The sequence below is a fragment of the Intestinimonas sp. genome (assembly GCF_026169115.1).
Taxonomy (GTDB): domain Bacteria; phylum Bacillota; class Clostridia; order Oscillospirales; family Oscillospiraceae; genus Intestinimonas.
The window spans coordinates 26,430-50,289 of the sequence record NZ_JAPFEA010000005.1 but is presented as its reverse complement, the minus strand read 5'-3'; the positions used below and the strand labels follow the sequence as shown (position 1 = coordinate 50,289).

27 protein-coding genes and 2 riboswitches are annotated in these 23,860 nt (G+C 66.5%); of the genes, 2 read left to right on the top strand and 25 right to left on the bottom strand.

Going from position 1 to position 23,860, the window contains the following annotated elements:
* Window positions 1-25 precede the first annotated feature (25 nt).
* The 25 genes from cobI to Q0Y09_RS00370 form a co-directional block, all read right to left on the bottom strand.
* On the bottom strand, window positions 26-706 hold the full coding sequence (gene cobI / locus Q0Y09_RS00490) for a precorrin-2 C(20)-methyltransferase (RefSeq protein ID WP_297716409.1): 681 nt from the start codon (window positions 704-706) through the stop codon (window positions 26-28).
* Between the two features lie 4 nt (window positions 707-710).
* Window positions 711-1,556: an ATP-binding cassette domain-containing protein gene (locus Q0Y09_RS00485; protein ID WP_297716408.1), complete on the bottom strand. Its 846-nt coding sequence runs from the start codon at window positions 1,554-1,556 to the stop codon at window positions 711-713.
* Window positions 1,553-2,335, bottom strand: coding sequence for a cobalt ECF transporter T component CbiQ (cbiQ, locus tag Q0Y09_RS00480; protein ID WP_297716419.1), 783 nt, complete (start codon window positions 2,333-2,335; stop codon window positions 1,553-1,555). The genes Q0Y09_RS00485 and cbiQ overlap by 4 nt, the downstream gene beginning before the upstream one ends.
* 2 nt (window positions 2,336-2,337) lie before the next feature.
* On the bottom strand, window positions 2,338-2,631 hold the full coding sequence (locus Q0Y09_RS00475) for an energy-coupling factor ABC transporter substrate-binding protein (protein WP_297716407.1): 294 nt from the start codon (window positions 2,629-2,631) through the stop codon (window positions 2,338-2,340).
* 13 nt (window positions 2,632-2,644) lie between these two features.
* Complete coding sequence (locus Q0Y09_RS00470) at window positions 2,645-3,361, bottom strand: energy-coupling factor ABC transporter permease (protein WP_297716406.1); 717 nt, start codon at window positions 3,359-3,361, stop codon at window positions 2,645-2,647.
* Between the two features lie 27 nt (window positions 3,362-3,388).
* A riboswitch (cobalamin riboswitch) is annotated at window positions 3,389-3,580 on the bottom strand.
* Between the two features lie 15 nt (window positions 3,581-3,595).
* On the bottom strand, window positions 3,596-4,384 hold the full coding sequence (locus Q0Y09_RS00465) for a sirohydrochlorin cobaltochelatase (RefSeq protein ID WP_297716405.1): 789 nt from the start codon (window positions 4,382-4,384) through the stop codon (window positions 3,596-3,598).
* Between the two features lie 14 nt (window positions 4,385-4,398).
* Window positions 4,399-5,043, bottom strand: coding sequence for a precorrin-8X methylmutase (locus Q0Y09_RS00460; RefSeq protein WP_297716404.1), 645 nt, complete (start codon window positions 5,041-5,043; stop codon window positions 4,399-4,401).
* A gap of 4 nt (window positions 5,044-5,047) precedes the next feature.
* The gene (locus Q0Y09_RS00455; protein WP_297716403.1) at window positions 5,048-6,550 is read right to left on the bottom strand and encodes a cobyric acid synthase; all 1,503 of its coding nucleotides are present in this window, start codon (window positions 6,548-6,550) and stop codon (window positions 5,048-5,050) included.
* On the bottom strand, window positions 6,551-7,609 hold the full coding sequence (locus tag Q0Y09_RS00450) for a histidinol-phosphate transaminase (RefSeq protein WP_297716402.1): 1,059 nt from the start codon (window positions 7,607-7,609) through the stop codon (window positions 6,551-6,553). It lies immediately after the preceding gene.
* Window positions 7,610-7,634: 25 nt separating this feature from the next.
* Window positions 7,635-8,609: an adenosylcobinamide-phosphate synthase CbiB gene (gene cbiB / locus Q0Y09_RS00445; protein WP_297716401.1), complete on the bottom strand. Its 975-nt coding sequence runs from the start codon at window positions 8,607-8,609 to the stop codon at window positions 7,635-7,637.
* Window positions 8,606-9,190, bottom strand: a complete 585-nt coding sequence (locus Q0Y09_RS00440) for a histidine phosphatase family protein (protein WP_297716400.1) — start codon at window positions 9,188-9,190, stop codon at window positions 8,606-8,608. Before Q0Y09_RS00440 ends, cbiB begins: the two co-directional genes overlap by 4 nt.
* Window positions 9,181-9,549 (bottom strand): bifunctional adenosylcobinamide kinase/adenosylcobinamide-phosphate guanylyltransferase, encoded by a 369-nt coding sequence (locus Q0Y09_RS00435; protein ID WP_297716399.1) that lies wholly within the window; start codon window positions 9,547-9,549, stop codon window positions 9,181-9,183. The genes Q0Y09_RS00440 and Q0Y09_RS00435 overlap by 10 nt, the downstream gene beginning before the upstream one ends.
* The gene (locus Q0Y09_RS00430; RefSeq protein ID WP_297716398.1) at window positions 9,546-10,316 is read right to left on the bottom strand and encodes an adenosylcobinamide-GDP ribazoletransferase; all 771 of its coding nucleotides are present in this window, start codon (window positions 10,314-10,316) and stop codon (window positions 9,546-9,548) included. Before Q0Y09_RS00430 ends, Q0Y09_RS00435 begins: the two co-directional genes overlap by 4 nt.
* A 4-nt stretch (window positions 10,317-10,320) precedes the next feature.
* Window positions 10,321-10,836 (bottom strand): bifunctional adenosylcobinamide kinase/adenosylcobinamide-phosphate guanylyltransferase, encoded by a 516-nt coding sequence (locus Q0Y09_RS00425; protein ID WP_297716397.1) that lies wholly within the window; start codon window positions 10,834-10,836, stop codon window positions 10,321-10,323.
* A gap of 31 nt (window positions 10,837-10,867) precedes the next feature.
* Window positions 10,868-11,926 (bottom strand): nicotinate-nucleotide--dimethylbenzimidazole phosphoribosyltransferase, encoded by a 1,059-nt coding sequence (cobT, locus tag Q0Y09_RS00420; RefSeq protein WP_297716396.1) that lies wholly within the window; start codon window positions 11,924-11,926, stop codon window positions 10,868-10,870.
* A gap of 3 nt (window positions 11,927-11,929) precedes the next feature.
* Window positions 11,930-13,303, bottom strand: coding sequence for a cobyrinate a,c-diamide synthase (locus Q0Y09_RS00415; RefSeq protein WP_297716395.1), 1,374 nt, complete (start codon window positions 13,301-13,303; stop codon window positions 11,930-11,932).
* Window positions 13,293-14,492, bottom strand: coding sequence for a precorrin-6y C5,15-methyltransferase (decarboxylating) subunit CbiE (gene cbiE, locus Q0Y09_RS00410; RefSeq protein WP_297716394.1), 1,200 nt, complete (start codon window positions 14,490-14,492; stop codon window positions 13,293-13,295). Before cbiE ends, Q0Y09_RS00415 begins: the two co-directional genes overlap by 11 nt.
* Window positions 14,489-15,229 carry a precorrin-6A reductase gene (gene cobK, locus Q0Y09_RS00405; RefSeq protein ID WP_297716393.1) on the bottom strand — a complete coding sequence of 247 codons (741 nt, stop codon included), beginning with the start codon at window positions 15,227-15,229 and terminating at the stop codon, window positions 14,489-14,491. Before cobK ends, cbiE begins: the two co-directional genes overlap by 4 nt.
* Window positions 15,230-15,231: 2 nt before the next feature.
* Window positions 15,232-15,969, bottom strand: a complete 738-nt coding sequence (gene cobJ / locus Q0Y09_RS00400; protein ID WP_297716392.1) for a precorrin-3B C(17)-methyltransferase — start codon at window positions 15,967-15,969, stop codon at window positions 15,232-15,234.
* A gap of 4 nt (window positions 15,970-15,973) precedes the next feature.
* Window positions 15,974-17,014: a cobalt-precorrin 5A hydrolase gene (locus tag Q0Y09_RS00395; protein WP_297716391.1), complete on the bottom strand. Its 1,041-nt coding sequence runs from the start codon at window positions 17,012-17,014 to the stop codon at window positions 15,974-15,976.
* Window positions 17,011-17,766: a precorrin-4 C(11)-methyltransferase gene (gene cobM, locus Q0Y09_RS00390; protein ID WP_297716390.1), complete on the bottom strand. Its 756-nt coding sequence runs from the start codon at window positions 17,764-17,766 to the stop codon at window positions 17,011-17,013. Before cobM ends, Q0Y09_RS00395 begins: the two co-directional genes overlap by 4 nt.
* A gap of 15 nt (window positions 17,767-17,781) precedes the next feature.
* Window positions 17,782-18,924 (bottom strand): cobalt-precorrin-5B (C(1))-methyltransferase CbiD, encoded by a 1,143-nt coding sequence (gene cbiD / locus Q0Y09_RS00385; protein ID WP_297716389.1) that lies wholly within the window; start codon window positions 18,922-18,924, stop codon window positions 17,782-17,784.
* A 98-nt stretch (window positions 18,925-19,022) separates the two neighbouring features.
* Window positions 19,023-19,214, bottom strand: a riboswitch (cobalamin riboswitch).
* A 104-nt stretch (window positions 19,215-19,318) separates the two neighbouring features.
* On the bottom strand, window positions 19,319-20,188 hold the full coding sequence (locus Q0Y09_RS00380; protein WP_297716388.1) for a radical SAM protein: 870 nt from the start codon (window positions 20,186-20,188) through the stop codon (window positions 19,319-19,321).
* A complete protein-coding gene (hisC, locus tag Q0Y09_RS00375) occupies window positions 20,185-21,255 on the bottom strand; it encodes a histidinol-phosphate transaminase (RefSeq protein WP_297716387.1) in 1,071 nt (356 codons plus the stop codon). Before hisC ends, Q0Y09_RS00380 begins: the two co-directional genes overlap by 4 nt.
* Window positions 21,252-21,443: a DUF951 domain-containing protein gene (locus Q0Y09_RS00370; protein ID WP_297716386.1), complete on the bottom strand. Its 192-nt coding sequence runs from the start codon at window positions 21,441-21,443 to the stop codon at window positions 21,252-21,254. Before Q0Y09_RS00370 ends, hisC begins: the two co-directional genes overlap by 4 nt.
* A 123-nt stretch (window positions 21,444-21,566) precedes the next feature.
* Here Q0Y09_RS00370 and Q0Y09_RS00365 point away from each other — a divergent pair, with 123 nt between their 5' ends.
* Window positions 21,567-22,499: a S1 RNA-binding domain-containing protein gene (locus tag Q0Y09_RS00365; protein WP_297716385.1), complete on the top strand. Its 933-nt coding sequence runs from the start codon at window positions 21,567-21,569 to the stop codon at window positions 22,497-22,499.
* Between the two features lie 83 nt (window positions 22,500-22,582).
* On the top strand, window positions 22,583-23,854 hold the full coding sequence (locus Q0Y09_RS00360) for a replication-associated recombination protein A (protein ID WP_297716384.1): 1,272 nt from the start codon (window positions 22,583-22,585) through the stop codon (window positions 23,852-23,854).
* Window positions 23,855-23,860 lie beyond the last annotated feature (6 nt).

Below are 23,860 nucleotides of genomic sequence, written 5' to 3'. Positions count from 1 at the left end.
TGGTCTCACCTCCTTTTTATGGGTCTTATTCCTTGACCAGAACAATGGAGAAGTAGCCGGCGCCGTCGGTCATATCGGCAAAATGGGGACAGACCAGCTCCCCCTCCATGCCGCAGTTGGCCACCAGCGCGGCCCCGTCCAGCATATCCCGCTCCGCCAGCTGCTCCCGGAGCTCTCCGATGGCCTTTCCCGCCTTCATGAAGACCTTGTTGGCCCGGATGTCCAGGCAGTCTGCGGCATCGTGGGAGGCCGGAACAATCAGCAGCCGCTCCGCTCCCTCACACAGGGAGGTGTTGAGCCGCGCAGCCACCGCACAGAAGGAGGGCACCCCAGGGATGAGCTCGGCGGCGTAGCCCCGGGCGAGGACCTTCTTGTGGACATAAATATAGGTGGAGTAGACCGTGGGGTCCCCCAGGGTGATGAAGGCCACATTTTTCCCTTCGTCCAGCCGGGCGCAGATCTCCCCGGCGATCTGCTCATAGCAGCTCTCCAGCACCGTCCGGTCCCGCACCATGGGGGTGGGACAGTAGAGCAGCTCCTTCCCTGCCACGATGTCGGACACGATATGGAGGGCAGTCTTCTCCCCTACCCCCTTGTCGGGCACCGCCACAATGTCGGCCTCCCGCAGGATGCGCTCCGCCTTTTTGGTCACCAGCTCCGGGTCTCCGGGGCCCACGCCCACGCCGTACAGCTTTCCTCGCTCCATATTCTCACTTCTCCTGTAACAGTCGATTGATCTCCCGCCGGGCCGCGCTGATGGTGGCGGCGGTGGGGGTGGTGTCCAGCCCGTCCTGCTCCCGCAGGATCTCCATGAGATGGGCGATCCGCGGCAGACGCAGGTGGTTTTTCCGCAGCTCCTCCGGCTGGGAGAAGAGCTCCTCCGGCGCCCCCTCCAGGATCACCCTGCCCCCGCTGAGGAGGTAGGCATAATCGCAGTAGAGGGGGACGATGTCCATATCGTGGGTGGCGATGAGGATGGTCATGCCCAGGCCGTCCCGCAGCTCCGCCAGCAGGTGCATGATGTCGCTGACTCCCTGGGGGTCCAGACCGGCGGTGGGCTCATCCAAAATCATCACGTCGGGCTCCATCACCAGCACGCCGGCGATGGCCACCCGCTTTTTCTGTCCGAAGGAAAGGGCGTGGGTGGGCTTGTCCCGCAGGGCGCTCACGCCGGTGCGCTCCATGGCCGCCTCCACCCGGCGGCGGACCTCCTCCTCGGGCAGGCCCAGGTTCATCCCGCCGAAGGAGATGTCCCGGTAGACGTCGGCAGAGAAGAGCTGATCGTCCGGGTCCTGGAAGACGATACCCACCTGGCGGCGGATCTCCCGGATGCCCTTGCGGTCATAGACCGCGGGCTTCCCCTTCACCATCACCGTTCCCTCTTTGGGGGTGAGGACGCCGTTGAGGTTGAGGAACAATGTGGATTTCCCCGCCCCATTGGCCCCTAGAATACCGGTGATCTTCCCCGCCCCGGCCCGCAGAGAGATGTGGTCCAGGGCCACCGTCCCGTCCTCATAGGTATAGTAGAGATCCTGGGTCTCTATGGCATAGCTCATGTAAGGAGCCTCCTTTCCACCAGCAGGGCCGCCGCCTGGAGGGCAATGGCCGCCGCACCCCAGGCATACACCCGAGCGCCGCCGGTGTAGGCGGCGGACAGGGTGGTGAGACTGCCGTCATAGCCCCGGGATTCCAGGGCAGTGTAGACCTTGTCCCCCTTCCGCCAGGCCCGGAGAAAGACCAGGGAGACCAGATCCCCCATATGGTCCAGACTCTTGCGGAAGCTGCCGTATCCCAGCCGGGACTCCTGGGCCACCCGGATACGCCCGGCGGCGTCCATCAGGACAAAAATAAAACGATAGATGAGCTCCATGAGCTCCACCAGCAGCTTGGGGACGTGGAGCCGCTCCAGGGCCAGGACGAGGTCGGTCATGGGCGTATTGAGGGCCAGGAAATACATGGCCGAGATGGCCCCCATGGCCTTGCAGAAGACCATCAGGCCCATGCGCAGATACGCCCCGGAGATCCCCCAGCGGAACCGCCCGAAGAGCCAGACCGCCCACAGCGCCGGCTCCTCCGCCCCCAGCGGACGGAGGACGATGGTGAGGCAGCCGATGACCAGGAAGGCCAGAGGCACCTTCATAAAGTGGAGGACGGTCCCGGGCCGCTGCCCGCCCAGGGCCATATTGAGGACACCCATGACCACCAGCGTCACCAGTCCCACGGCGATGCTCTCACTGAAAAGACACAGCAGCAGCACCGCCAGGGCGGTCCACACCTTGGCCACCGGGTCCACCCGCCTCAGGCGGGAGAGATAGGCATACCGGTCCGTCCCCATGGTCACACCTTCTTCTCTCCCTCCGGCTTTTTGGCGGTCAGCCTGCCCAGCACGAAGCAGACGACGCCGGAGCCGATGGCCGCCTGGAGGGCAAAGAGAAGGGATTCCACCTCGCCGCTGGCCGGCTCAAAAATCGGCTGGAACCAGGGCTCATAGTCCGGGTTGGTCTCCTCGATGAGCTCCCCCGCCATACCGTCCGCGCCGCCGAACTCGGCATCCCGGCAGTACCACAGCGGGAAGGCCGCCAACAGGACCACAAGAGCAATGAGAATCAGGTTTTTCTGCCATACCTTCATGTCTGTCCCTCCCTTACAGCACGGAGAGCTCGCGGAGCTCGGCGGCGGAATACTTCTCCAGCACATTGAAGACCACCACGGTGAGCAGACCCTCGGCAATGGCCAGGGGGATCTGGGTCACGGCGAAGATGGTCAGATACTCCGTGATGTTTCCATAGACCACGCCCAGCTGGAAGGAGGTGGTCACATAGGTCAGCAGGTCGCCCAGGGCGGCGGCGCAGAACACGGCCACCGCCGGCTTGGCCCCCGCCTTCTTCAGCCCCCGGTAGACCCCCCAGGAGACCAGAGGGCCCACGATGGCCATGGAGAAGAGGTTGGCGCCCAGGGTGGTGAGACCGCCGTGGGCCAGGAGCAAGGCCTGGAACAGCAGCACAATGAGCCCCAGAACCGTGGTGGCGGTGGGCCCGAAGAGGATGGCGCCCAGGCCCACGCCGGTGGGGTGGGAGCAGGAACCGCTGATCGACGGGAGCTTCAGGGCCGATAGGACGAAGGCGAAGGCCCCGCACATGGCCAGGAGGACCTTGGCCTTGGGGCTGCGCTCCACCTTTTTCCGGATGGACAGGAAGCCGGCTGCCACAAAGGGGATGCACACGGCCATCCAGCCAAAGGCCCAGACCTTGGGCAGATAGCCCTCGGCGATGTGCATGGCCGAGGCGCTGACGGTGCTCAGCCCCAGCACGGCCAGGATGGCCGCCGGGAGCCGGACATGGTTGTGTCTGTTTTGTTTCATATACTTTCTCCTTTTCCCTGTCACTCGCAGGTTGGACTCTGTCAGGGCAGGTCTTCCGGCTCAAGGCTCATGGCCTCCGCGCGCCTTCCCGGACCTCCTTTCTCAGCTCCAGTGGCGTGCTTGCGCGGACGCTCCCCTCTTACGGCAGCGGGACTGCGCGGGATTTTCACCCAGCTTCCCTGTTAGGTCCCGTGGGACACCCTGATCTATCTGAGAACGGGCACAGGCCCGGACTCAACCGTTTTCTTCTGCCGCCGCCAGGGCATGGCGGACAAAGAGGGCCCGGATCTGGGGGTATTCCCCCAGGCCCCGGAGGGAACAGGACACCTGGTAGCCCCGTTCCGTCAGCTGGCTCCTCCAGCTCTCCGGCTCGTCACCGGCCAGGTCGTTTTTGGCATGGTCCCCGGCCACCACCATCAGGGGGTAGAGAACCACGTTTTTCACCGCCTGCCGCTCATCCAGCCGGCGGAGGACCTCCTCCAGGCCGGGATAGCCCTCCACCGTGCCCAGCAGCACGTCGGTCCGGCCCCCGTCGTGGAGCATATACTCCAGCTGGCAGTAGGCGGCGTTGGCATAGTGCTCCGTCCCGTGGCCCATGAAGACATGGGCGGTCCCCGCCTCCGCCTCGGGCAGGAGCTCCGTGAGGGCGGCGGAGAGCGCCCGGTAGTCCTCCAGGGTGGTAAGGAGGGGGCGGCCAAGGGCCATGCGGTCAAACCGCGCCCGCCAGGGCTCGGCCTGGGCACAGAGCTTGTCGAACTCATCCCCGTTCATGATGTGGGTGGGCTGGAGCACCACGTCGGTGCAGCCCTCCTCCGCCAGCCGCTCCAGGGCTTTGGGGACATCGTCGATATCCAGGCCCCGCTCCGACAGCCGGCGCAGGATCATGCCGCTGGTAAAGGCCCGCCGCTGGACCCGTCCGGGCATCTGGCCGGCGATGTCCCACTCAATGGGCTGGATGGTCTTTTCCAGCGTATCCAGATGGGTGGTGCCGAAGGAAACCACCAAAACTGCTTTTTCAGGCATGGCTTCTCCCCTCCTCACTCCCGGACGTTGCCGGAGGCCAGGTACAGCATGGCGTTGCAGATGGCGGCGGCCACGTTGCTGCCGCCCTTCCGCCCACGGGCCACGATGTAGGGCACATCCTCCGTAAGAAGGAGCTCCTTGCTCTCCACCACGTTCACAAAGCCCACCGGGGCGCCGATGATGAGGGCGGGCTTCATGGCCCCCTCCTCCAGCAGCTCGCAGGCCCGGACCAGGGCGGTGGGGGCGTTGCCCAGGGCCAGGATGAGGGCGCCTTCCAGCCCGGCGGCCCGCTCCATGGAGACCGCCGCCCGGGTGACGCCCCGGTCCTTGGCCTCGGCGGCCACGTCAGGGTCGGACATGAAGCACACCGCCTCCCCGCCGAACTTCTCCAGCACCCGCTTGTTGATGCCAGACCGGGCCATCTGGGTATCGGTGACGATGGTGCAGCCCGCCTTTATGGCGGCGATCCCCCGCTCCACCGCGCCGGGAGAGAACACCAGATTGTCGGCGTAGTCAAAATCCGCCGTGGTGTGGATGACCCGCTTCACCACCGGCAGCACCTCCGCCGGGAAGGTCCGGTCCCCCAGCTCCGACTGGATGATCTCCATGCTCCGGGCCTCGATCTCCGCCGGGGCCACCCGCTGCAACTCTACTTTCATATGCTCATTCCTCGCCATTCAAGATCCGGTACACCCGGTCCATATCCAGGCTGGCCCGGACGCCCGCGGCCAGCTTGTCGTACTGCTCCTCCTGATAGGTCGCCCAGTCCACCGCCGCAGCGTCCGGGGTGAGCCCCTTGGCCGACAACAGAACATTGACCAGCCCCTGGGCAAAGGCCCCGGAGTCGAAAATCCCGTGGACGTAGCTGCCCCACACGTTCCCCCGGGCGGCGCCGTCCGGCTTCTCGGCCCCGTCCAGGCAGGTAAGCCGGGAGAGGGGGGCGGCGTCCTCCAGATAGGTGGTCTCCCCCATATGGATCTCATAGCCCTGGAAGGGCACATCATTGAGTTCTGCGAAGAGCCCTTCGCCGCGCCGGAACGCGCCGCTGACCCGGGTTCGCGTCTTCTCGCCCAGGAAGACGGTCTCGGTGGGCAGCAGCCCCATACCCGCCATGGAGCCGCCCCCCTCCACTCCGTCGGGGTCGGAGAGGGTCCGCCCCAGCATCTGGTAGCCGCCGCAGATGCCCAGCACCGCGCCGCCACGGGCGGCGTGCTTGAGCACCAGGGCCTCCAGGCCGTTCTGACGCATCCATTTGAGGTCGTCCATGGTGCTCTTGGTGCCGGGCAGGATGATGAGGTCGGGGCGGCCCAGCTCGCCGGGGGCGGAGACATACCGCACCGTCACTCCCTCCATCCGCTCCAGGGGATTGAAGTCGGTGAAGTTGGAGAGCCGGGGCAGACGGATGACAGCGATGTCCAGTCGTCCCACCCGGTCCCCGCCGGTGAGCCTGGTGGAGAGAGAGTCCTCATCGTCGATGTCCACGTCCAGCATGGGCACCACTCCCAGCACCGGCTTGCCGGTGAGCTCCTCCAGGGTGGCAAGGCCGGGGCGGAGGATCTCCACGTCGCCCCGGAACTTGTTGATGATGAGGCCCTTGATCCTGGCCTGCTCCTCGGGCTCCAGCAGCTTTACCGTGCCGTAAAGGGAGGCGAAGACGCCGCCCCGGTCGATGTCGCCCGCCAGCAGCACCGGAGCGCCCGCCAGCCTGGCCATACCCATATTGACGAAATCGTCCTGCTTCAGGTTGATCTCCGCCGGGCTCCCCGCCCCCTCGATGACGATGACGTCATACTCCGCCGAAAGCCCCTCAAAGGCCGCCATGATGTCGGGGATGAGGGCCTTTTTGTAGCGGAAGTACTCCACCGCCCCCATGGTGCCCCGGGGGACGCCGTTGACGATGACCTGACTTCCGGTGTCGTTGGTGGGCTTTAAGAGGATGGGGTTCATCCGCACATCGGGGGCCACCCCGGCGCAGCCGGCCTGGACCACCTGGGCCCGGCCCATCTCGAAGCCGTCGGCGGTGATAAAGGAATTGAGCGCCATATTCTGGGACTTGAAGGGGGCCACCTTCAGCCCGTCCTGCCGGAAGACCCGGCACAGCCCCGCCGCCAGCAGACTTTTGCCCGCGTTGGAGGCGGTGCCCTGGATCATAATGGCCTTGGTCACTTACAGCACCTCCCGCATGACTTTCACAAGTCGTTCGTTCTCCGGGCGCAGCCGCACCGCCACCCGGTAATAGTCCTCGCCCAGCCCCACATAGTTGGTGCAGGAGCGGATGAGGGCCCCCCGCTCCAGAAGCCGCGCCTTCAGGTCGCCCCGCCCCGGAGCCTGGAAAAGGATGTAATTTGCCAGGCTGGGGAAGGGCCGCAGGCCCATGTCCCGGAGCTGCCCGGTGAGCCAGGCCCGCTCCACGGCGATGAGCTCCCGGGCCAGGACGGGGTGAAGGGGCTCCCGCAGAGCGGCCAGTCCCGCCGCCTGGGCGGGCCCGGAGACGCTCCAGGGCTGGGCGCAGCAGGAGAGCTGGTCCATCAAGGTCTCATCTCCGCTCAGGCAGTAGCCCAGCCGCAAGCCGGGCATGGCGTAGCTCTTGGTAAAGGCCCGCAGCAGCAACAGGTTTGGAAACTCCGCCAGCTTTCCGGCAAAACCGGCCCCCTCCCCTGGGTCGGCCAGGGAGAGAAAGCACTCGTCCACCACCACCCGGATCTTCTTCTCCCGGCAGCGGGACAGGATGCCTTCCATGAGCGTCGGGTCGATGATGCGTCCCGTGGGGTTGTTGGGGGTGCAAAAAAAGGCCATGTCCACCCCCTCATCCAGGTCATCTAGCACGTCCTCGGTGAGGTCAAACTGGTTTTCCGGCGACAGGCGGTGGTAGACCACCTCGCCGCCGGCGGCCTGCACCGCATCCTGGTACTCGGAAAAGGTGGGCGCGGTGACCAGCGCCCGGCGGGGACGCTGGGAAAATGCCAGACGGAAAATCAGGTCGGCAGCGCCGTTGCCGCAGAGGACCTGTTCCGGCGTCACGCCATCACGCCGGGCGATGGCGGCGCTCAGTTCCCGGCACAGTGAATCGGGGTAGTGGACGGCCTCCCGAACCGCCTCCGCCGCCGCCCTCCGCACCGACTCCGGCATGCCCAGGGGGTTGAGGTTGGCGGAAAAGTCCAGCAGCTCCCCCTGCCACACTGCACGGGCGCCCACAAGGTCGCCGCCATGGGTATACGTTTTCAAATGGTCCTCCTCCTTTTCCTGGGGATCACAGCGCCAGGCTCAGCACCAGGGGCAGCCCGCAGAAGAGCAGCATGGCCAGGAAGGTCCCGGCATACATGAGCCGGTTGCACCGCAGGATGTCCGCCGGCTCCACCGGGCGCAGCGGGTCGCCGATGGTGGGTTTCTCCACCAGCTTGCCAAAGTAGTAGCTGCTCCCCGCCAGCTGGATGTCCATGGCCCCCGCCGCCGCCGCCTCGGTGTGGGCCGAGTTGGGGCTTTTGTGGTTCTTCCGGTCCCGCCGGAAGATCTTCCAGGCGTTGGGCCCGTCAAAGCCGGCGGGCCGGGCCGCCAGGCACAGCAGGACCCCGGCCAGCCGGGCGGGAATGAAGTTCACCAGGTCGTCCAGCAGGGCCGCCGCCCGGCCAAAGTAGAGATAGCGGTCATTTTTATATCCCACCATGGAATCCATGGTGTTGATGGACTTGTAGAGGACCCCCAGGGGAGCTCCCCCGATGGCCAGAAACAGAAGCGGGGCGATGACGCCGTCAGAGGCGTTCTCCGCCACCGTCTCCACCGCCGCCTTGGATACCCCGGTCTCGTCCAGCTGGTCGGTGTCCCGACCCACGATCATGGCCACCGCCTTCCGGGCGTCGTCCAGAGTACCGTCCCGGAGGGCCTTGTAGACCTTCACGCTCTCATCCCGGAGGGAGCGGGCCGCCAGGAGCTGATAGCACAGCACGGTCTCCGCAGCAAAGCCCAGAATGGGATGGATGCGGACGCACAGCCACAGCAGGGTAGCCGCCGTACCGGTGGAGAGTCCCGCCGTCAGGAGCACCAGCGCGACGCCGGCGGCCTGTTCTCCCTTGGGACTCTTGGGGAAAACCGCCCGCAGGGGACGCTCCAGCCCGGCGATGAGGGCGCCCATGGCCCGCACCGGATGGGGCATCCAGTGTGGGTCGCCCAGGAGGAGGTCCAGGCAGAACCCCAGGAGCAGGGCAGTAAGCCGCAGGGTAAGGGTCATGCCTTGACCCTCCCCACGGTACCGGTCACCTGGTATTCCAGAGGGTCCAGGGTGAGCACGCCCCGGTAGCCGCCGCAGTTCTGGGGATACCAGTCGTAAAACTTCTCCCGGGCCGGCCTGCCGCAGAGGGTGAGCATGCCCATCAGGAGCCCCCCGTGGGAGACGATGCCCACGTGCTCATAGCCGTGCTCAGCGGCATCCTTCCCCACAAAGGCCAGAGCCTGGACGCCGCGCCGGGCGCAGTCCTCCACCGGCTCCCCCACCACCATCTCGCCGGAGAGCCACCGCTGGTAGGCGGGGTCGTCCTGGAGCTCGGCGTGGTTTTTCCCCTCAAAGATGCCGAAATCGGTCTCCCGCAGGTCCTCCACAAAGGTCCGGGGCACATCGGGCCACAGCAGGTCCGCCGTCTGGCGGCAGCGGAGCATGGGGCTCACATAGAGGTGCTCTACCGGCGGCATCAGGGGGGCCGTCTCCCGTGCCATGGTCTCCCCCTCCGGCGCCAGGGGCACGTCCAGCCGACCCACGAAGCGCTTTTCCTTGTTCCCCTGGGTGATGCCGTGGCGCACCAGGATCACTTCCATGTCCCTTCCCCCTTCAATACCATACTCAATCCACAGAAGATCCGCTCCACCCGGTCAGCCCGTTGGGCCAGGGCGCAGCACAGCCGCCCGGTCTCCTCCCGCCAGGCCCGCTCCGCCGGGTCCACCGGCACCACGCCGCAGCCCACCTCGTCACAGAGGATGACCACGCCGGGGTTGACCTCCAGCAGGTCCCCCAGCCCTTCGCCGGGATGGGTGCGGACCCAGTCCGCCAGCCCGGCAAAGATGGGCTTGTTCCGGGCGGACGCCGGGTCGCGGGCCACGTCTTCGGGCCCGAGCCCTGTTTTTTCCAGGACGTAGGCCAGCTTTCCCTGGCCGGCCCCGCCGATGAGCAGGATCATAACAATGCCTCCAGTCGCTGCGCCAGGACCACAGCAAGGACCATGGCGCACTCGCAGACCTGGAGGAAGAAGCCTGCCAGATCTCCGGTGATGCCGCCGAACTGCCGGCGGGACATGACGAAATAATAGAGGAAGGAGAGCCCGGCCCCCGCAGCCGCGGCCCCGCCGGTGATCGGGTCCAGAACCAGCATGGCGGCAGCGCAGGCCGCCGTCCACACCAGCAGCACCACCCGGGCCCGGACCGCGTCCATGGGCTGGGTGAAGGTGGCCAGAAGGCCGCTCCCCCGGGCGTTGGGCCAGCTCACGGCGGCCAGCCCAGAAAGGCTCCGGGACAGGACAGGCCCCAGCGCCAGCACTAGCAGAGTCCGCCCCTCCGGCACCGCTTCACACCAGACGGCAAAGAAGAAGATGAGGTAGAGACAGCAGCAGATGATGGCGAAGGCTCCGGTGTGGGAGTCCTTCAGGATCTCCAGCTTCTTCTCCCGGCTCTGGTGGGAGCCCAGGGCGTCCGAGGTGTCGCAGAAGCCGTCCAGATGGATGGCCCCGCTCACCGCGATGGGCAGGAGGAGGGCCCCGGCGGCGCGCAGGAAGGGCCCAAAGCCCAGCCAGCCGCACAGTCCCAGCCACACCCCCAGCAGCAGGGAGATGACCACCCCCACCACAGGGAAAAAGCACATGGCCCAGGAGAGACTTTTCTTGTCCCACTCCACCCTGGGGGCGGGGAGCTTGGAGTACATGGCCACAGCGATCCACAACGAGCGGAACATGTCCTTACGCCCCCTTCCAGCACACCGGGATACCGCAGACCACCTCATAGACCTGATCGGCCTCCGCCGCCACGGCCCTGTTGAGCCGGGCCAGGGCGGAGAGGTAGTCCGCCGTCTCACGGTCATAGACGATGCCGTCGGAGAAGAGCTCGTTGGTGACCACCACCGTGCAGGCGCTCTCCGCCTTCAGCCTGCGGATGCCGGAGAGGACCCGCTCCTCGGCCCCTTCCGGCCCCTCCGGCCCAAACCACTCATTGGCGGTCAGGTTGGAGAGGTCCTCCAGCAGCGCCACTGCTCCGGCTGGTATGGGCATCTCAAAGAGGTGGACGGGCCGCTCCTCGGTGCAGAAGCCCTTCCCCGCCCGCATGGCCCGGTGGCGCTCCACCCGGCGGCGGCTCTCCGCATCCCAGACCTGCATGGTGGCCACATAGATCCGCTCCCCCGGCGGACCCTGGACCACCAGGTCTTCCGCATATTTGGATTTTCCACTGGCAGAGCCGCCGGAGACCAGGATCAGCATGGGACCATCCTTCCCTTTCTCTCGCTAAGAATTATGTAAGATGCTCGTAGGCTTCAATATCCGTGGCCGCAAAGGTACACATCTCCCGGTAGACCGCCGCGCCCATCTCCAGCAGGGGCATGACCGCCACCGCGCCGGTGCCCTCCCCCAGGCACATGCCGGCATAGAGGAAGGGGGTGAGACCCAGGGCTTCCAGGACCATATGTCCGGCAGGCTCGTTGGAGGCATGGCTGGCCAGCATATAGTCTTTACACGCCGGGCAGACCGCCGCAGCCACCAGGGCGGCGGCAGAGGAGATGAAGCCGTCCACCAGCACGGGGATGCGGTGGTAGGCGCCCCCCAGGAAGACTCCGGCCAGACCGGCGATGTCCAAACCGCCTACCTTGTGGAGGACGTCCAGTCCATCCGCCGGGTCGGGCCGGTTGACTGCGATGGCGGTCTCAATGGCGCGGATCTTCCGTTCCAGCCCCTCCGAGGTGAGGCCGGCCCCCCGGCCGGTGACCTCTGCTGGGTCCTTTCCCAGCAGCACCGCCACAATGGCGCTGGAGGTAGTGGTATTGCCGATGCCCATCTCACCGGTGGCCAGGAGACGGACCCCCTTCTCCTTCAGCTCACCCACCAGCTCCACGCCGGTCATGACAGCCCTGACGGCCTCCTCCCGGGTCATGGCGGGACCTTTGGTCATGTTGGCGGTACCCCGGCGGATGCAGCACCGGCGGATGCGCTCCCCTTCCACCGGCTGGGCCACCCCGATGTCCACCGGGATGACCTCCGCCCCGGCCACCCGCGCCATACAGCACACAGAGGTGTCCCCCTTGGACATATTCTCAGTGACGATGGCGGTGACCTCCTGACCGGTCTGGGTGACCCCCTCGGCCACCACGCCGTTGTCGGCGCACATGGCCACCACCGCTTTCTTGGAGAGGTCGATATTGGGGTCTCCGGTGATGCCGGCGATCCGAACAATGTCCTGCTCCAGCATGCCCAGACTGTTCAGAGGGTGGGCGATGGAATCCCACCGCCGCTGGGCCTCCTCCATGGCCTTTTGATCCACCGGTCCGATCCCGGCCACGATCTCCTGCAAGTCCATCTCTTATTCCTCCCTTTGATAGCGCGCACACGCCTCCACGAACCGCCGTGCGGCCTGGGGGCAGCCGCTGAAATGCACATGGGGAAAGCCCGCATACAGGGTGGGGGTGTGAAAGGCGCAGTCCCAGCCCCGGTCGCTCAGGGGCTTCTGGGCCCGGAAATCGCACCCCGGCGTGGTGCTGTCCCAGTAGTGGAACTCATGGGCGGGGAGGGTCTCCCCCGCCCTGCACAGCAGCCCGTCGGCACGGGCGGTCATCTCGATGTACCCAAATCGGCCCAGCTTGCCGGTATTGGCGGCCCTTCCGGGGAAGACCCCCGCCAGCTCCCAGTCATCGCGCCCGTCGGCGTCGGTGAGCTGCTTTTGCAGATAGAGAAAACCACCGCACTCGGCCACCGTGGGCAGGCCGCGGTGAATCTTTTCCCGGATCTCTCCCAAAAGGGCGGTGTTCCTGGCCAGCTCTTTGGCATAGATCTCCGGGTAGCCGCCTCCCAGATAGAGCCCCGAGCACCCCTCCGGCAATCTCTCGTCCTCCAGTGGGGAAAACTCTGCCAGCTCCGCCCCCTGGCGCACCAGCTCAGAAAGGCCGTCGGCATAGTAGAAGCAGAACGCCTTGTCCCGGGCCAGGGCGATGACCGGCCTTTCCCGGGAAATGGGAACGTCCGTCCGCTCCGGCGCCTCCAGGGCCGGGGCCGAGGCCGCCAGGGCCAGCAGGCCGCCGATGTCGATGGTCCGCTCCGCCTGCTCCGCCATGCGGTGGAGCTTCTGTCTCAAATCTCCCACCTCGGCGGCGGTGACCAGCCCCAGATGCCGGCTCTCCAGGGCGCACTCCGGCAGGTCAGGGAGATAGCCGTACACCATGACGCCGGTCTCGCGCTCGATGGTCTCCTTCAGCCGGCCATACAGCATGGGGGAGCAGCGGTTGAGGATGACGCCCCGGATGTTGGCGTCAGGCCGGAACGCCGCCATGCCCTGCACCAGGGCGGCGGCGGTGAGGGCCCTGCCCCGTGCGTCGGCCACCAGCACTGCCGGGGTCTCCGTGGTCCGGGCCAGGTCATAGGCGCTGGCCTGGGAGGACATGGCGATGCCGTCATAGTAGCCCATGACCCCCTCGATGACCGCCGTGGACCCGTTTGGCGTGTTCTCCATCAGGCTCCGCCGGACGGCCCCCTCCCCCATGAGGAAGAGGTCCAGGTTGCGGCTTTTGGCCCCGATGACCTCACTGTGAAACATGGGGTCGATGTAGTCGGGGCCGCATTTGTAGGCCACCGGCGCCGCTCCCCGGTCCACCAGGGCCTGGAGAAGGGCGCAGGTGACGGTGGTCTTGCCCCCGCCGCTGGCCGGCGCGCAGAGGAGGAGCCGGGATACCTTACGCGTCATGGCCCTTTCCCTCCCCGCTGAAGATCCAGACCGGGTTCTGGGCGTCCATCAGGTGGTACCGCCCCGCCCTCCGGGTCCGGGTCGCCGCCAGCTGGACCATATCCGCCTCCGCCAGAGCGGCGAAGCGCCGGGCGGCCTCCCCCACCGTCTCCAGAGTGACGGCGGTACACACCACCCGGGCGGCTGGATTTTTCTCAAATACGAGATCCAGGATCTCGTCCATACCGCCCGAGGTGCCCCCCAGGAAGACCCGGTCGGGGGCCGGGAGGTGGGACAGGGCCTCCGGCGCGGTACCGGGGACGACCACGAGGTTGGCCGCCCCGAGGCGGACCTTGTTCTCCTCCAGAAGGGCCACCGCCTCGGGGTTTTTCTCAATGGCATAGACCTGCCCGGCGGGGCAGGCCAGGGCGCACTCCAGGGAGACCGAGCCGGTGCCAGCCCCCACATCCCAAACGATATGATGGGGCTGGAGCCGCAGCTTGCACACGGAGATGGCCCGGACCTCCTCCTTGGTCATGGGGACGGCCCCCCGCTGAAAGGCCCCGTCGGGAAGACCCGGGCTGTTCCAAGGCCGCTCCACGGGCCGGGGGTTCTCAGCCAGCAGCACGGCCAGGTCGGCGAAGGTCTCCTCCGCCAGCTCCGCCGCCGTGCCGGTGACGATACGCTCATCGGGGTAGCTCAGCCGCTCCCCCACCGACACCCGGACCTTCCCCAGGCCCCGGCGGACCAGTTCCCGGCAGATATCCTCCGCCTTGGTGGCCCCGCCGGTGAGGGCAAAGGTCTTGGCGTTTTTCTGGATCTCTCCCGCGGCGTTGTGGCTGCGGCCATGGGCGCTGACGATGCGGGCGTCCTGCCAGGAGGTGTGGAGCCGGGCGCAGAAGTAGGAGAGGGAGGAGATGCCTGGGATGGTCTCCACCTGGCGGCCCTCCAGCAGCTTCCAGAGCTTTTTGGCCCCGCTGTAAAAGCCGGTGTCGCCGGAGAGGAGGACGGCCACGTCCTCCCGCTCCTCCTCAATGCGCCGGGCGATGTCGTCGGCGGCGATGAGGGGAACGCAGGCATGTCCCTCCCTCCAGGGCTCCAGAAGCCGGGGGGCCCCGATGAGCACCGGGCTTTCGTCGATGGCCCTCCGGGCCGCCAGAGTCAGCGTATCCGGATTGCCCATGCCCACGCCGATGAGATAGATCTTCATGTTTGTTCCTCCTCCAGCAGCCGGCCCTGTACTTCCTCCAGGGTAAGCCCCGTCTCGGCCTGGGGGCGCTCCACCACCAACAGGGTGCAGCCCGCCTCCCGGGCGGCCTCCGCCTTGGCCCGGAAGCCGCCGTAGCCCCCGGTGTCCTTGGTCACCAGGGTGCCGATGTGATACTGCCGCAGGGTGGCCACATTCATCTCCCTGGTGAAGGGCCCCTGCATGCAGATGATGTTCCTGGGCGGAAAGCCCAGCTCCAGGCACCGCGCCAGGGAGTCCGCCATGGGCAGCACCCGGGGGAAGCATCGCTCCCGGAGCCCCGGCCGGGCAAAGTGGTCCAGCTCTTTGCTCCCCGTGGTGAGGAGCACATTGCCCGGCAGCTGCTCCAGCATGTCCGCCGCCGTCTCCATATCCTCCGCCTTATGGCACCCATCCTCCCCGTCAGACTGCCGCAGCAGGCGCAGACAGGGCAGGCCGGCGTGCTCGGCAGCGGCGTGGATGTTTCGGGTGACCTCTGCGGCATAGGGGTGGGTGGCGTCAACGACCACCGTATAGCCGTCGGCCATCACGGCCTCCATTTCTGTGGCGTCCAACCGCCCCACGCGGACCTGGGTCCCTTGGGGCAGGAGGGTCTCTCCGTACTCGGTGGCCACGCACACCGTGGCGTCCATCCCACGGGCAAGCATCCACTCAGCCAGCTCCCGTCCCTCGCCGGTGCCGCCGAAGAGCAGGACTTTCATCCTCAGCCCTCCCGCTGGAGGTAGCCTCTGGGGGTCACCATTTTGCCGCCCAGGAGCTTGGTCTGCGTGCTGCCGATAAAGACGGTGGTGAACATGTCCACCTGGGTGTCCCGCAGGGCGCCCAGCGTGGTGATGGTCCCCTGCTCCCCCTCCCGGCCAATGTTCTGCACATAGCCGCAGATGGTATCGGGGGACTTCCCCGCCGCCATCAGGATATCGCAGGCCCGCTTCAGGTGGTCGGGGCGGCTGTGGCTGGCGGGGTTATAGAGACACAGGACGAAATCGCCCTTGGCGGCGCACTCCAGGCGCAGGGCGATCTTGTCCCAGGGGGTGAGCAGATCAGAGAGGGAGACCACGGCAAAATCGTGGGTCAGGGGCGCGCCCAGCACAGCGGCCCCGCCGCAGGCGGCGGTGATGCCGGGCACCACCTCAATGTCGATGGGGGGATACTCCTGGGCCACCTCATAGATGAGTCCCGCCATACCGTAGATGCCGGAGTCCCCGGAACACACCATGGCCACGTCCCGCCCGGACACCGCCGCCTCCACCGCCGCACGGCAGCGGTCCACCTCCCGGCGCATACCGGTGGACATCATCTCTTTTTCGGGGAAATCCTCGCGGATGAGGGCGATATAGGCGGTATAGCCCACGATGAGGTCGGCCCGCTCCAGGGCCTCCCGGGCCCGGCCCGTCAGATCCCGGCCCGCGCCGGGCCCCAGGCCCACAACTGTCACTCGCATGCGTTCAATCTCCTTTTTCAGAAAAGCGGATGGTGAGGGGCAGCCGGCTCACCGCCACGGTGACCCCGTCCCCCGCCTGTTTTGGTACGATCAGGGCGCCGCCCCGCCGGACGGCGGCCCGCTCACACACGTTATCCACCCCAGTGACCCCTTTTACAAAGGGTGAGGGGGTGAAGTCCCCCGGCACCGCCGAGAGTTCTTCGGCGGAATAGGTGGTGAGGGGCAGGCCCAGACTCTGGCAGAAAGCCAAAAGGCCGGGCTCGTCCTTTTTGAGGTCGATGGAGCACACCGCCCCCACCCCTCTGAGGGAGAGGCGATGGGCTGCAAGGGTCCGCTCCACCGCCGCCGCGATGGCTTGAGCCGGCGTCCCCCGGCGGCAGCCGACGCCCACGCAGAGCACCGGCGGAATGAGCCGCACGGTATGGGGAAAGGGCGTCTTTTCCGGGTCCAGAGTGAGGGCGATGCCGGCCTCTGCCGGGCCCTCGGCCACGCCGTCGGGCAGCGCACCCTGGATAGGAAAATCACTTATCAGCCCTACGGAAATCCCTGCAAGCAGGGCGGCTGATACCCGCTTGGCCCCTTCCCTGCCGTCAAGGAAAAAACCTTGCTCCCTGGCCCACTGGTCCACAGCGAAAAAGCCGTTCACATCGGTGGCGGTGGAGACCGCCGCCGTGCCGCCGGTGAGCTGTGCCGTCAGCCGGGCCAGGTCGTTGGCTCCCCCCACATGGCCGGAGAGGAGGGGGACGGCGAAGCGCCCCGCCTCGTCCACCGACACCACTGCGGGGTCGGTAAATTTGTCCTTCACATAGGGGGCGATGGCCCGGACGGCGATGCCGCTGGCCCCCACAAAAAGGAGGGCGTCGGCGGCGGAAAACTGCGCCCCGGTCCAGGTCCCCAGACTCTGATACCCGGGAACTCCCGTCTCCGGCGACAGCCGCTCCGGCACCGCCAGGGTGCAGACGTGTCCCAGCCCCTCCAGATCCCGGACCAGCCCTCCGGCCAGGTCCGCCCCCCTGCAGGTGAAGGCCGTGAGGGCGATCCTCACTTGCTGGCCTCCCGATAGCCGTGGGTAAAGGCGGGATCATAGAGCTTGGAGCGGTCATATTTGTCCCCCAGGAAGCCGCCTACGGTGATGAGGGCTGTCTTGGTGACGTGGTGCTCCTTGGCAGTGGCGGCCAGGGTGGACACGGTGCAGCGGTAGACCGCCTGCTCCGGCCAGGTGGCCTTGTAGACGATGGCGGCGGGGGTATCGGGGGCGTAGCCGCCCTCCATCAGCTCCCGCTCCACCTCCTCCAAAAGGCCCGTGGAGAGGAAGAGGACCATGGTGCAGCTGTGGGAGGCCATCTTGGAGAGCTTCTCTCCCTCGGGCACCGGCGTACGGCCCGCCATGCGGGTGATGATGACGCTCTGGGACACGTCGGGCAGGGTGTATTCGGCCTCCAGGGCGGCGGCGGCTCCGGAGAAGGAGGAGACGCCGGGGGTCACGTCATAGGAAAGGCCCAGCTCGTCCAGCAGGTCCATCTGTTCCCGGATGGCACCGTAGAGGGAGGGGTCGCCGGTGTGGAGGCGGACGGTATCCCAGCCCTTGGCCTCGGCATCCTTCATGACGTCGATGACGGCCTCCAGGGTCATGGAGGCGCTGTCATAGACCACGCAGCCCTCCTTTTTGTAGTCCAGCAGGGCGGGGTTTACCAGACTCCCTGCGTAGATGATGACGTCGGCCTCCCCCAGGAGCCTGGCGCCCCGCACAGTGATGAGGTCAGCGGCCCCGGGGCCCGCGCCGATAAAGTGGATCATGGTCACGACTTCCTTTCAAGATGAGATGGGGTGGCGGGCGGCGAGCCGGTGAGCGCCCGCCGTCTTTCCAAGAATTCCATAGCGGTTGGAGAAGAAGATGGCCTCGATCTCCATCCCCTCCCCCGCCCGGCGTTTGAGCTGTTCGTCCATGGCCCGGGTCAGGGAGACCATGACGGTCTCCCGCAGTCCGGCCCTGTCCAGGAGCTCCACCGCGTCGTCGGTGGTGATGGTCCGGTAGAGCTCCTCCACCGTCTCCCGGTCTCCGCCGCACAGGGCGGCGTGGGTACACAGGGTCTCCCGACGGCTGTCGGCCACTCGGGAGTGGGTATTCATCACGCCGGCGGCCACCTTGCACAGCTTGCCCACATGGCCCACCAGCAGCAGGCTCCGAAAGCCCAGGCCGGCGGCGTGGTCGATGGCCTCGCCGATGTAATTGGAGCAGGTACACCAGTGGTCGAGCCCCAGGCCCAGCACCTCCCGTGCAAAGGTCTCTCCGTAGTTGCCGGGGGTGACCACGATGTCCGCCGCCCCGGCAGCAGCGAGCATGTCCTCCTCCAGCCGGAGGGAGTCGATGAGGGCGGCCTCGCTCATGGGCCGGACGATGCCGGAGGTCCCCAGGATGGAGATGCCCCCCACGATGCCCAGCCGGGGGTTGAAGGTCTTGGCGGCCAGCCGCTCCCCCTCGGGGACCGAGATGACCACCCGCAGCCCGCCGTCGCAGCCGTGGGCGGAAAGGGCCTGGGCGGCCTGGGCCGCGATCATCTGCCGGGGAACGCGGTTGATGGCGGCGGCCCCCACCGGCTGGTCCAGGCCGGGCCGGGTGACCCGGCCCACCCCCTCCCCGCCGTCGATGTCGACGCCCGGAACCTCCCGGCGCTCTGCCCGGGCAAAGATGAGGGTGCCATGGGTGGCGTCGGGGTCATCCCCGCCGTCCTTCCGCACGGCGCAGGCGGCCCAGCCCGGCCCGGAGGAGGGCTGGAGCAGCTCGACCTCCACCGGGATGCCCGCCGGGGTGTCGATGCGCACCGCCGGGGGGAGCTTCCCGGTCAGGAGCAGCTCCGCCGCCCCACGGGCCGCCGCCGCCGCGCAGGTGCCGGTGGTGTAGCCGCACCGCAGCCGGTCCCGCCCCACGGAAATATAGTGTTCCAACGCGCTCAAAACATCCGCCTCCCGGCTCCTGAAACCATAAAATGGGCCCTTTCCTCTGGGGAAAGGGCCCATCAACGGCGCCGGTCTGGTCCTCTCCACCTAAGAGCAACACGATCGCTCCGCACGGCAGGTCTCCTGGCTTGCGCTTCCTCCTCGGGCGTCCCTTCTCAGCCGTCCTCCGGCCAATGGGTGTTCACGCCCTCGTCCACGCTTACAGTAGAGGTAAGACTGCGCCGGTCTTGCACCGGACTTCCCTTTTCAGCAGCTGCGTCGCTGCACCTGTGCGGATGAGTATCAGATTGTATGCAGGCCGCCGCCTTCCCGCAGACCGGCCTAACAGATATATTATAGCAACTTTGCCATAGGAAGTAAAGGAATACTTTCCGTTCCCCCCACGTTCTCCTCAAAATCCCCGGCTCCACTCAGGGCGCATCCCGGCGCCGCTCTCCAGGGCGCGGTCCAGCTGCCTCAGGAATCGCTCCCTGTCCTCCGGCAGGCTCCCCTTCAGCGGCACATAGTTGGAGGCGTGGTCGCAGGTGAAGTGGAGGGGGGCCACCTCCAGCTTTTCCAGGAGAAGACGGACCTCCCGCAGACTCTCCACAGGCGTGATGGGCTGGAATTTCCCCGCCTGGAAGTCGTCATAGAGCTCCGTTCCCGGATAGAGGGTCAGGGTGAGGGCGGAGAGATGCCGGGGCTTCATCTCGTTCATCATGGCGGCGGTGTCCAGGATGTGGCCCTCACTGCCCCCGCTGCCGCCCAGGCCCAGCAGGACCATGACCCACAGGTCCATCCCCGCCTCCCGGAGCCGGACCCCCGCCTCCAGCATCTGACGGGCGTCCACCCCCTTTTTTACCTTCCGCAGGAGGGCGTCGCTCCCGGTCTCCACCCCCAGATAGGCCCGGGCAAGACCGTGCTCCCGCAGGAGCCGCAGCTCCTCCGGCGTCTTGGTCAGGGTGCTCCTGGGGCCGGCGTAGGTGGTCACCTTTTCCAGCGAGGGGAAGGTGGCATAGAGGGTGTCCAAAATGGTGAGCAGATCATCGGTGCGCATAATGATGGCGTCGCCGTCGCAGAGGAAGACCCGCTGCACATCGCCGTAATAGGCTTTGGCCATGCGGATGTCCTCCAGGATATCGGCCATGGGCCGGATATGGAATTTCTTATCCCGGTACATGTTGCAGAAGGTGCAGGTGTTGTTGGAGCAGCCCACCGTGGTCTGGAGCAGATAGCTCTTCCACTCTCCTGGGGGCCGGTAAATATCGCCTTCATATCTCATCGGTATTCCTCCATCAGTTCTTTCATGGCTTTGCAGAGGGCAGTCATCTCTTCATCGGTGCCCACCGTGATGCGCAGGTAGTCGGAGATCCTGGGCCGGTCAAACCAGCGCACCAGGATGCCCCGCTGCCGCAGACCATCCAGCAGGGCCTTGGCGTCAGCCTTGGGGTGATGAACAAACAGAAAGTTCGCCTTGGAGTCGGTGACCTCGAAGCCCAGCGCCCGCAGCTCCGCCGCCGAACGCGCCCGCGTAGCCATCACCTTAGCCGCCTGGGCTTCAAAGTAATCCGCATCGGCGATGGCGGCAGCCGCCGCCGCCTGGGCCGCCCGGTCCACCGTATAGGAGTTGATGGAATCCCGGACGCAGCGGAGGGCGGCCATCAGATCAGGGTGTCCCAGCGCGTAGCCCACCCGCAGGCCGGCCAGGCCGTGGCCCTTGGAGAGGGTGCGCACCACCACCAGGTTGTGATACCGGTCCACCAGGGTGTCGGCAGAGGTCCCGCCAAAGTCGATGTAGGCTTCGTCCACCAGGACCACCGCCTGCGGGTTGGCCTCCAGGATGCGGACCAGGTCTTTCTGCGCCACCTCCAGACCCGTGGGGGCGTTGGGGTTGGCCACCACCACACCGCCGTTGTCCCCGGTGCAGAAGGGGCCCACCGGCAGGGAAAAGTCCGCCTCCAGCGGGATGAGTCTGGCCGTCAGTCCGAAATATTCGGCGTAAACGGCGTAGAACGTGTAGGTGATATCCGCAAAGCAGACCGGCCGGTCCGGGTCAAAGAATGCCTGGAAGCAGAAGGCCAGCACCTCATCGGAGCCGTTGCCCGCAAAGACCTGCTCCGGGGCAAGGCCGTGGGCGGCGGCGATGGCCGTGCGAAGCTGGGTACACTCCGGGTCGGGGTAGAGCCGCAGCCCTTCGTCTGCCGCCTCCCGCAGAGCCGCCAGGGCCGCCGGGGACGGCGGATAGGGGTTCTCATTGGTATTGAGCTTGATAAAGACCCGGTCCCTGGGCTGCTCCCCGGGCACATAGGGGACCATGTCCCGGATGCGGCGGCTCCAATATCTTTTCACGGCTGCCCCTCCTCCCGCAGGATCTTTTTGATGTTCTTCTCCGCCTTGCTCCGGGGCAGCATGACCTCGTGGCCGCAGCCCTGGCAGCGGAGCCGGAAGTCCATCCCCACCCGCAGCACCAGCCACGTCTTACTGCCGCAGGGGTGCTGCTTTTTCATCTCCAAAACGTCTCCAAGACGCACATCCATCGTCGGCCCCTCCTTTTGATTACCCCATTATAAGTTCCCCCGTCCCTTCTGTCAATTCCGGCTTTCCCGGCGCATATAGTGGCATATCCGCAAAAAACGGGACCACAGAAAGGAATGATCGGGATGCTCAGCTATTTTCTTCCCGAGGGCAGGCGTCTGGAGACGCCGGAAAACCGTACCGCCTGCGCCTCCTTGCGCGGGCTGCTCTCCGCCCTGGACCGGAACCAGATCCTGGAGGGCATGGCCCTCTCCTGCTCCCCGGAGCACGACCTCACGGTCTCCCTGGGGCCTTTTCTCGGCGTTATTCCCCGGGCGGAGACGGCGCTCGGCGTGTCCGAGGGGACCGTCCGGGACATTGCTATCCTCTCCCGGGTGGGAAAGCCAGTGTGCTTCCTGGTGGACCGGGTCACGGAAGGACCTGACGGTCCCCGGCTCCTTCTCTCCCGCCGCCGGGCTCAGCTCCTGGCCCGGGAGGGCCTCCTGTCCCGGCTCCGCCCCGGCATGGTCATTCCCTGCACCGTCACCCACCTGGAGCCCTTCGGGGCCTTTGTGGACATGGGCTGCGGTCTGGTGTCCATGATCGGAATCGAACAGATTTCGGTCTCCCGCATCCCCCACCCCGCCTGCCGCTTCTCCGCAGGGCAGGAGATCTTCGCCGCCGTGGTGGACACCGACCCCGCCCTGGGTCGGGTGCGGCTCACCCACCGGGAGCTGCTGGGCACCTGGGAGGAAAACGCCCGCCGTCTCTCCCCCGGTATGACGGTAACGGGCTGGGTCCGCGGCATCAAGGACTACGGCGTCTTCGTGGAGCTCTTTCCCAATCTGTCCGGCCTGGCCGAGCCCCGGGAAGACCTGCAGGAGGGGGACCGGGTCTCCGTCTACCTCAAGGCCATCCTCCCGGAGCGCATGAAGATCAAGCTCCTGGTCATTGACCGGCTGCCCCCGGAGTCTGCGCCGCCGCCCCTCACCTACTTCGTCACCGACGGCCGTCTGGGCCACTGGCGCTACGCCCCGGAGGGCTGCCGCAAAACCGGGCTGGAGACAGATTTTCTCTAAGGACTTTACGCCGACTCGAACATCTGTTAGAATAGAGGGGACACTTCTATCCTCTCTATTCTTTCTTTTTGGGAGGTCTTTTTATGGCGTACCGGCCTTTGGCGGACGAAATCCGCCCCACCAGCCTGGACGAGGTGGTGGGCCAGCGGCACATTCTGGGCCCGGATGGACTGCTGCGGCGGATCATCGAGAGCGGGAACATCCCCAACCTGGTCTTCTACGGCCCCTCCGGCACCGGCAAGACCACCGTGGCTAACCTCATCGCCGCCCGGACCAACCGGACCCTGCGGCGGATCAACGCCACCACCGGTTCCCTTTCCGACGTGAAGGATGTGCTCTCCGACGTGGGCACCATGCTGGCCCCCAACGGCATTCTCCTCTACCTGGACGAGATCCAGTACTTCAACAAGAAGCAGCAGCAGTCCCTGCTGGAGGTCATTGAGAAGGGGGACGTCACCCTCATCGCCTCCACTACGGAGAACCCCTACTTTTACGTCTACAACGCCGTGCTCAGCCGGTCCACTGTCTTTGAGTTCAAGCCGGTGGAGCCCGCCGACATCCTTCCCGCCATTGATCGGGGCATGGCCATCATGGCGGACCGGCTGGGGGCGGAGCTCTCCTGTGAGGACGGGGTCCGGGAGTCCATCGCCTCGGCCTGTGGCGGCGACGTGCGCAAAGCCATGAACGCGGTGGAGCTCCTGATGAACACCGCACGGCGGGAGAATGGCGTGCTGCGGGTGACCCTGTCCGACGCCCAGGTGGTGGCCCAGCGCTCCGCCATGCGGTATGACCGGGAGGGCGAGGACCACTACGACATCCTCTCCGCCCTGCAAAAATCCATCCGGGGCTCTGACCCCGACGCCGCCTGCCACTACCTGGCCCGGCTGCTGGAGGCGGGCGACCTGATCTCTGCCTGCCGGCGGCTCATGGTCATCGCCTGTGAGGATATCGGTCTGGCCTACCCCCAGATCATCCCCATCGTCAAGGCCTGTGTGGACGCCGCCAACATGCTGGGACTCCCCGAGGCCCGCATCCCCCTGGGGGATGCGGCGGTGCTCATGGCCACCAGCCCCAAGTCCAACTCCGCCCACATCGCCTTTGACGCCGCCCTGGCCGATGTCCGGGCGGGCAAGACCGGGGACTACCCCCGGCACCTCCAGAACAAGCATGCCGACTCTGCCGGTATGGAGCGGGAGCAGGGCTATCTCTACCCCCACGACTTCCCCCACCACTGGGTCCGTCAGCAGTATCTCCCCGACCGCCTCCTGGGCACCCGGTACTACACCTACGCGGAGAACAAGGCGGAGCAGGCCGCCCGCCGCTACTGGGAGGAGATCAAGGGGCCCGATTTCTGAGCGACT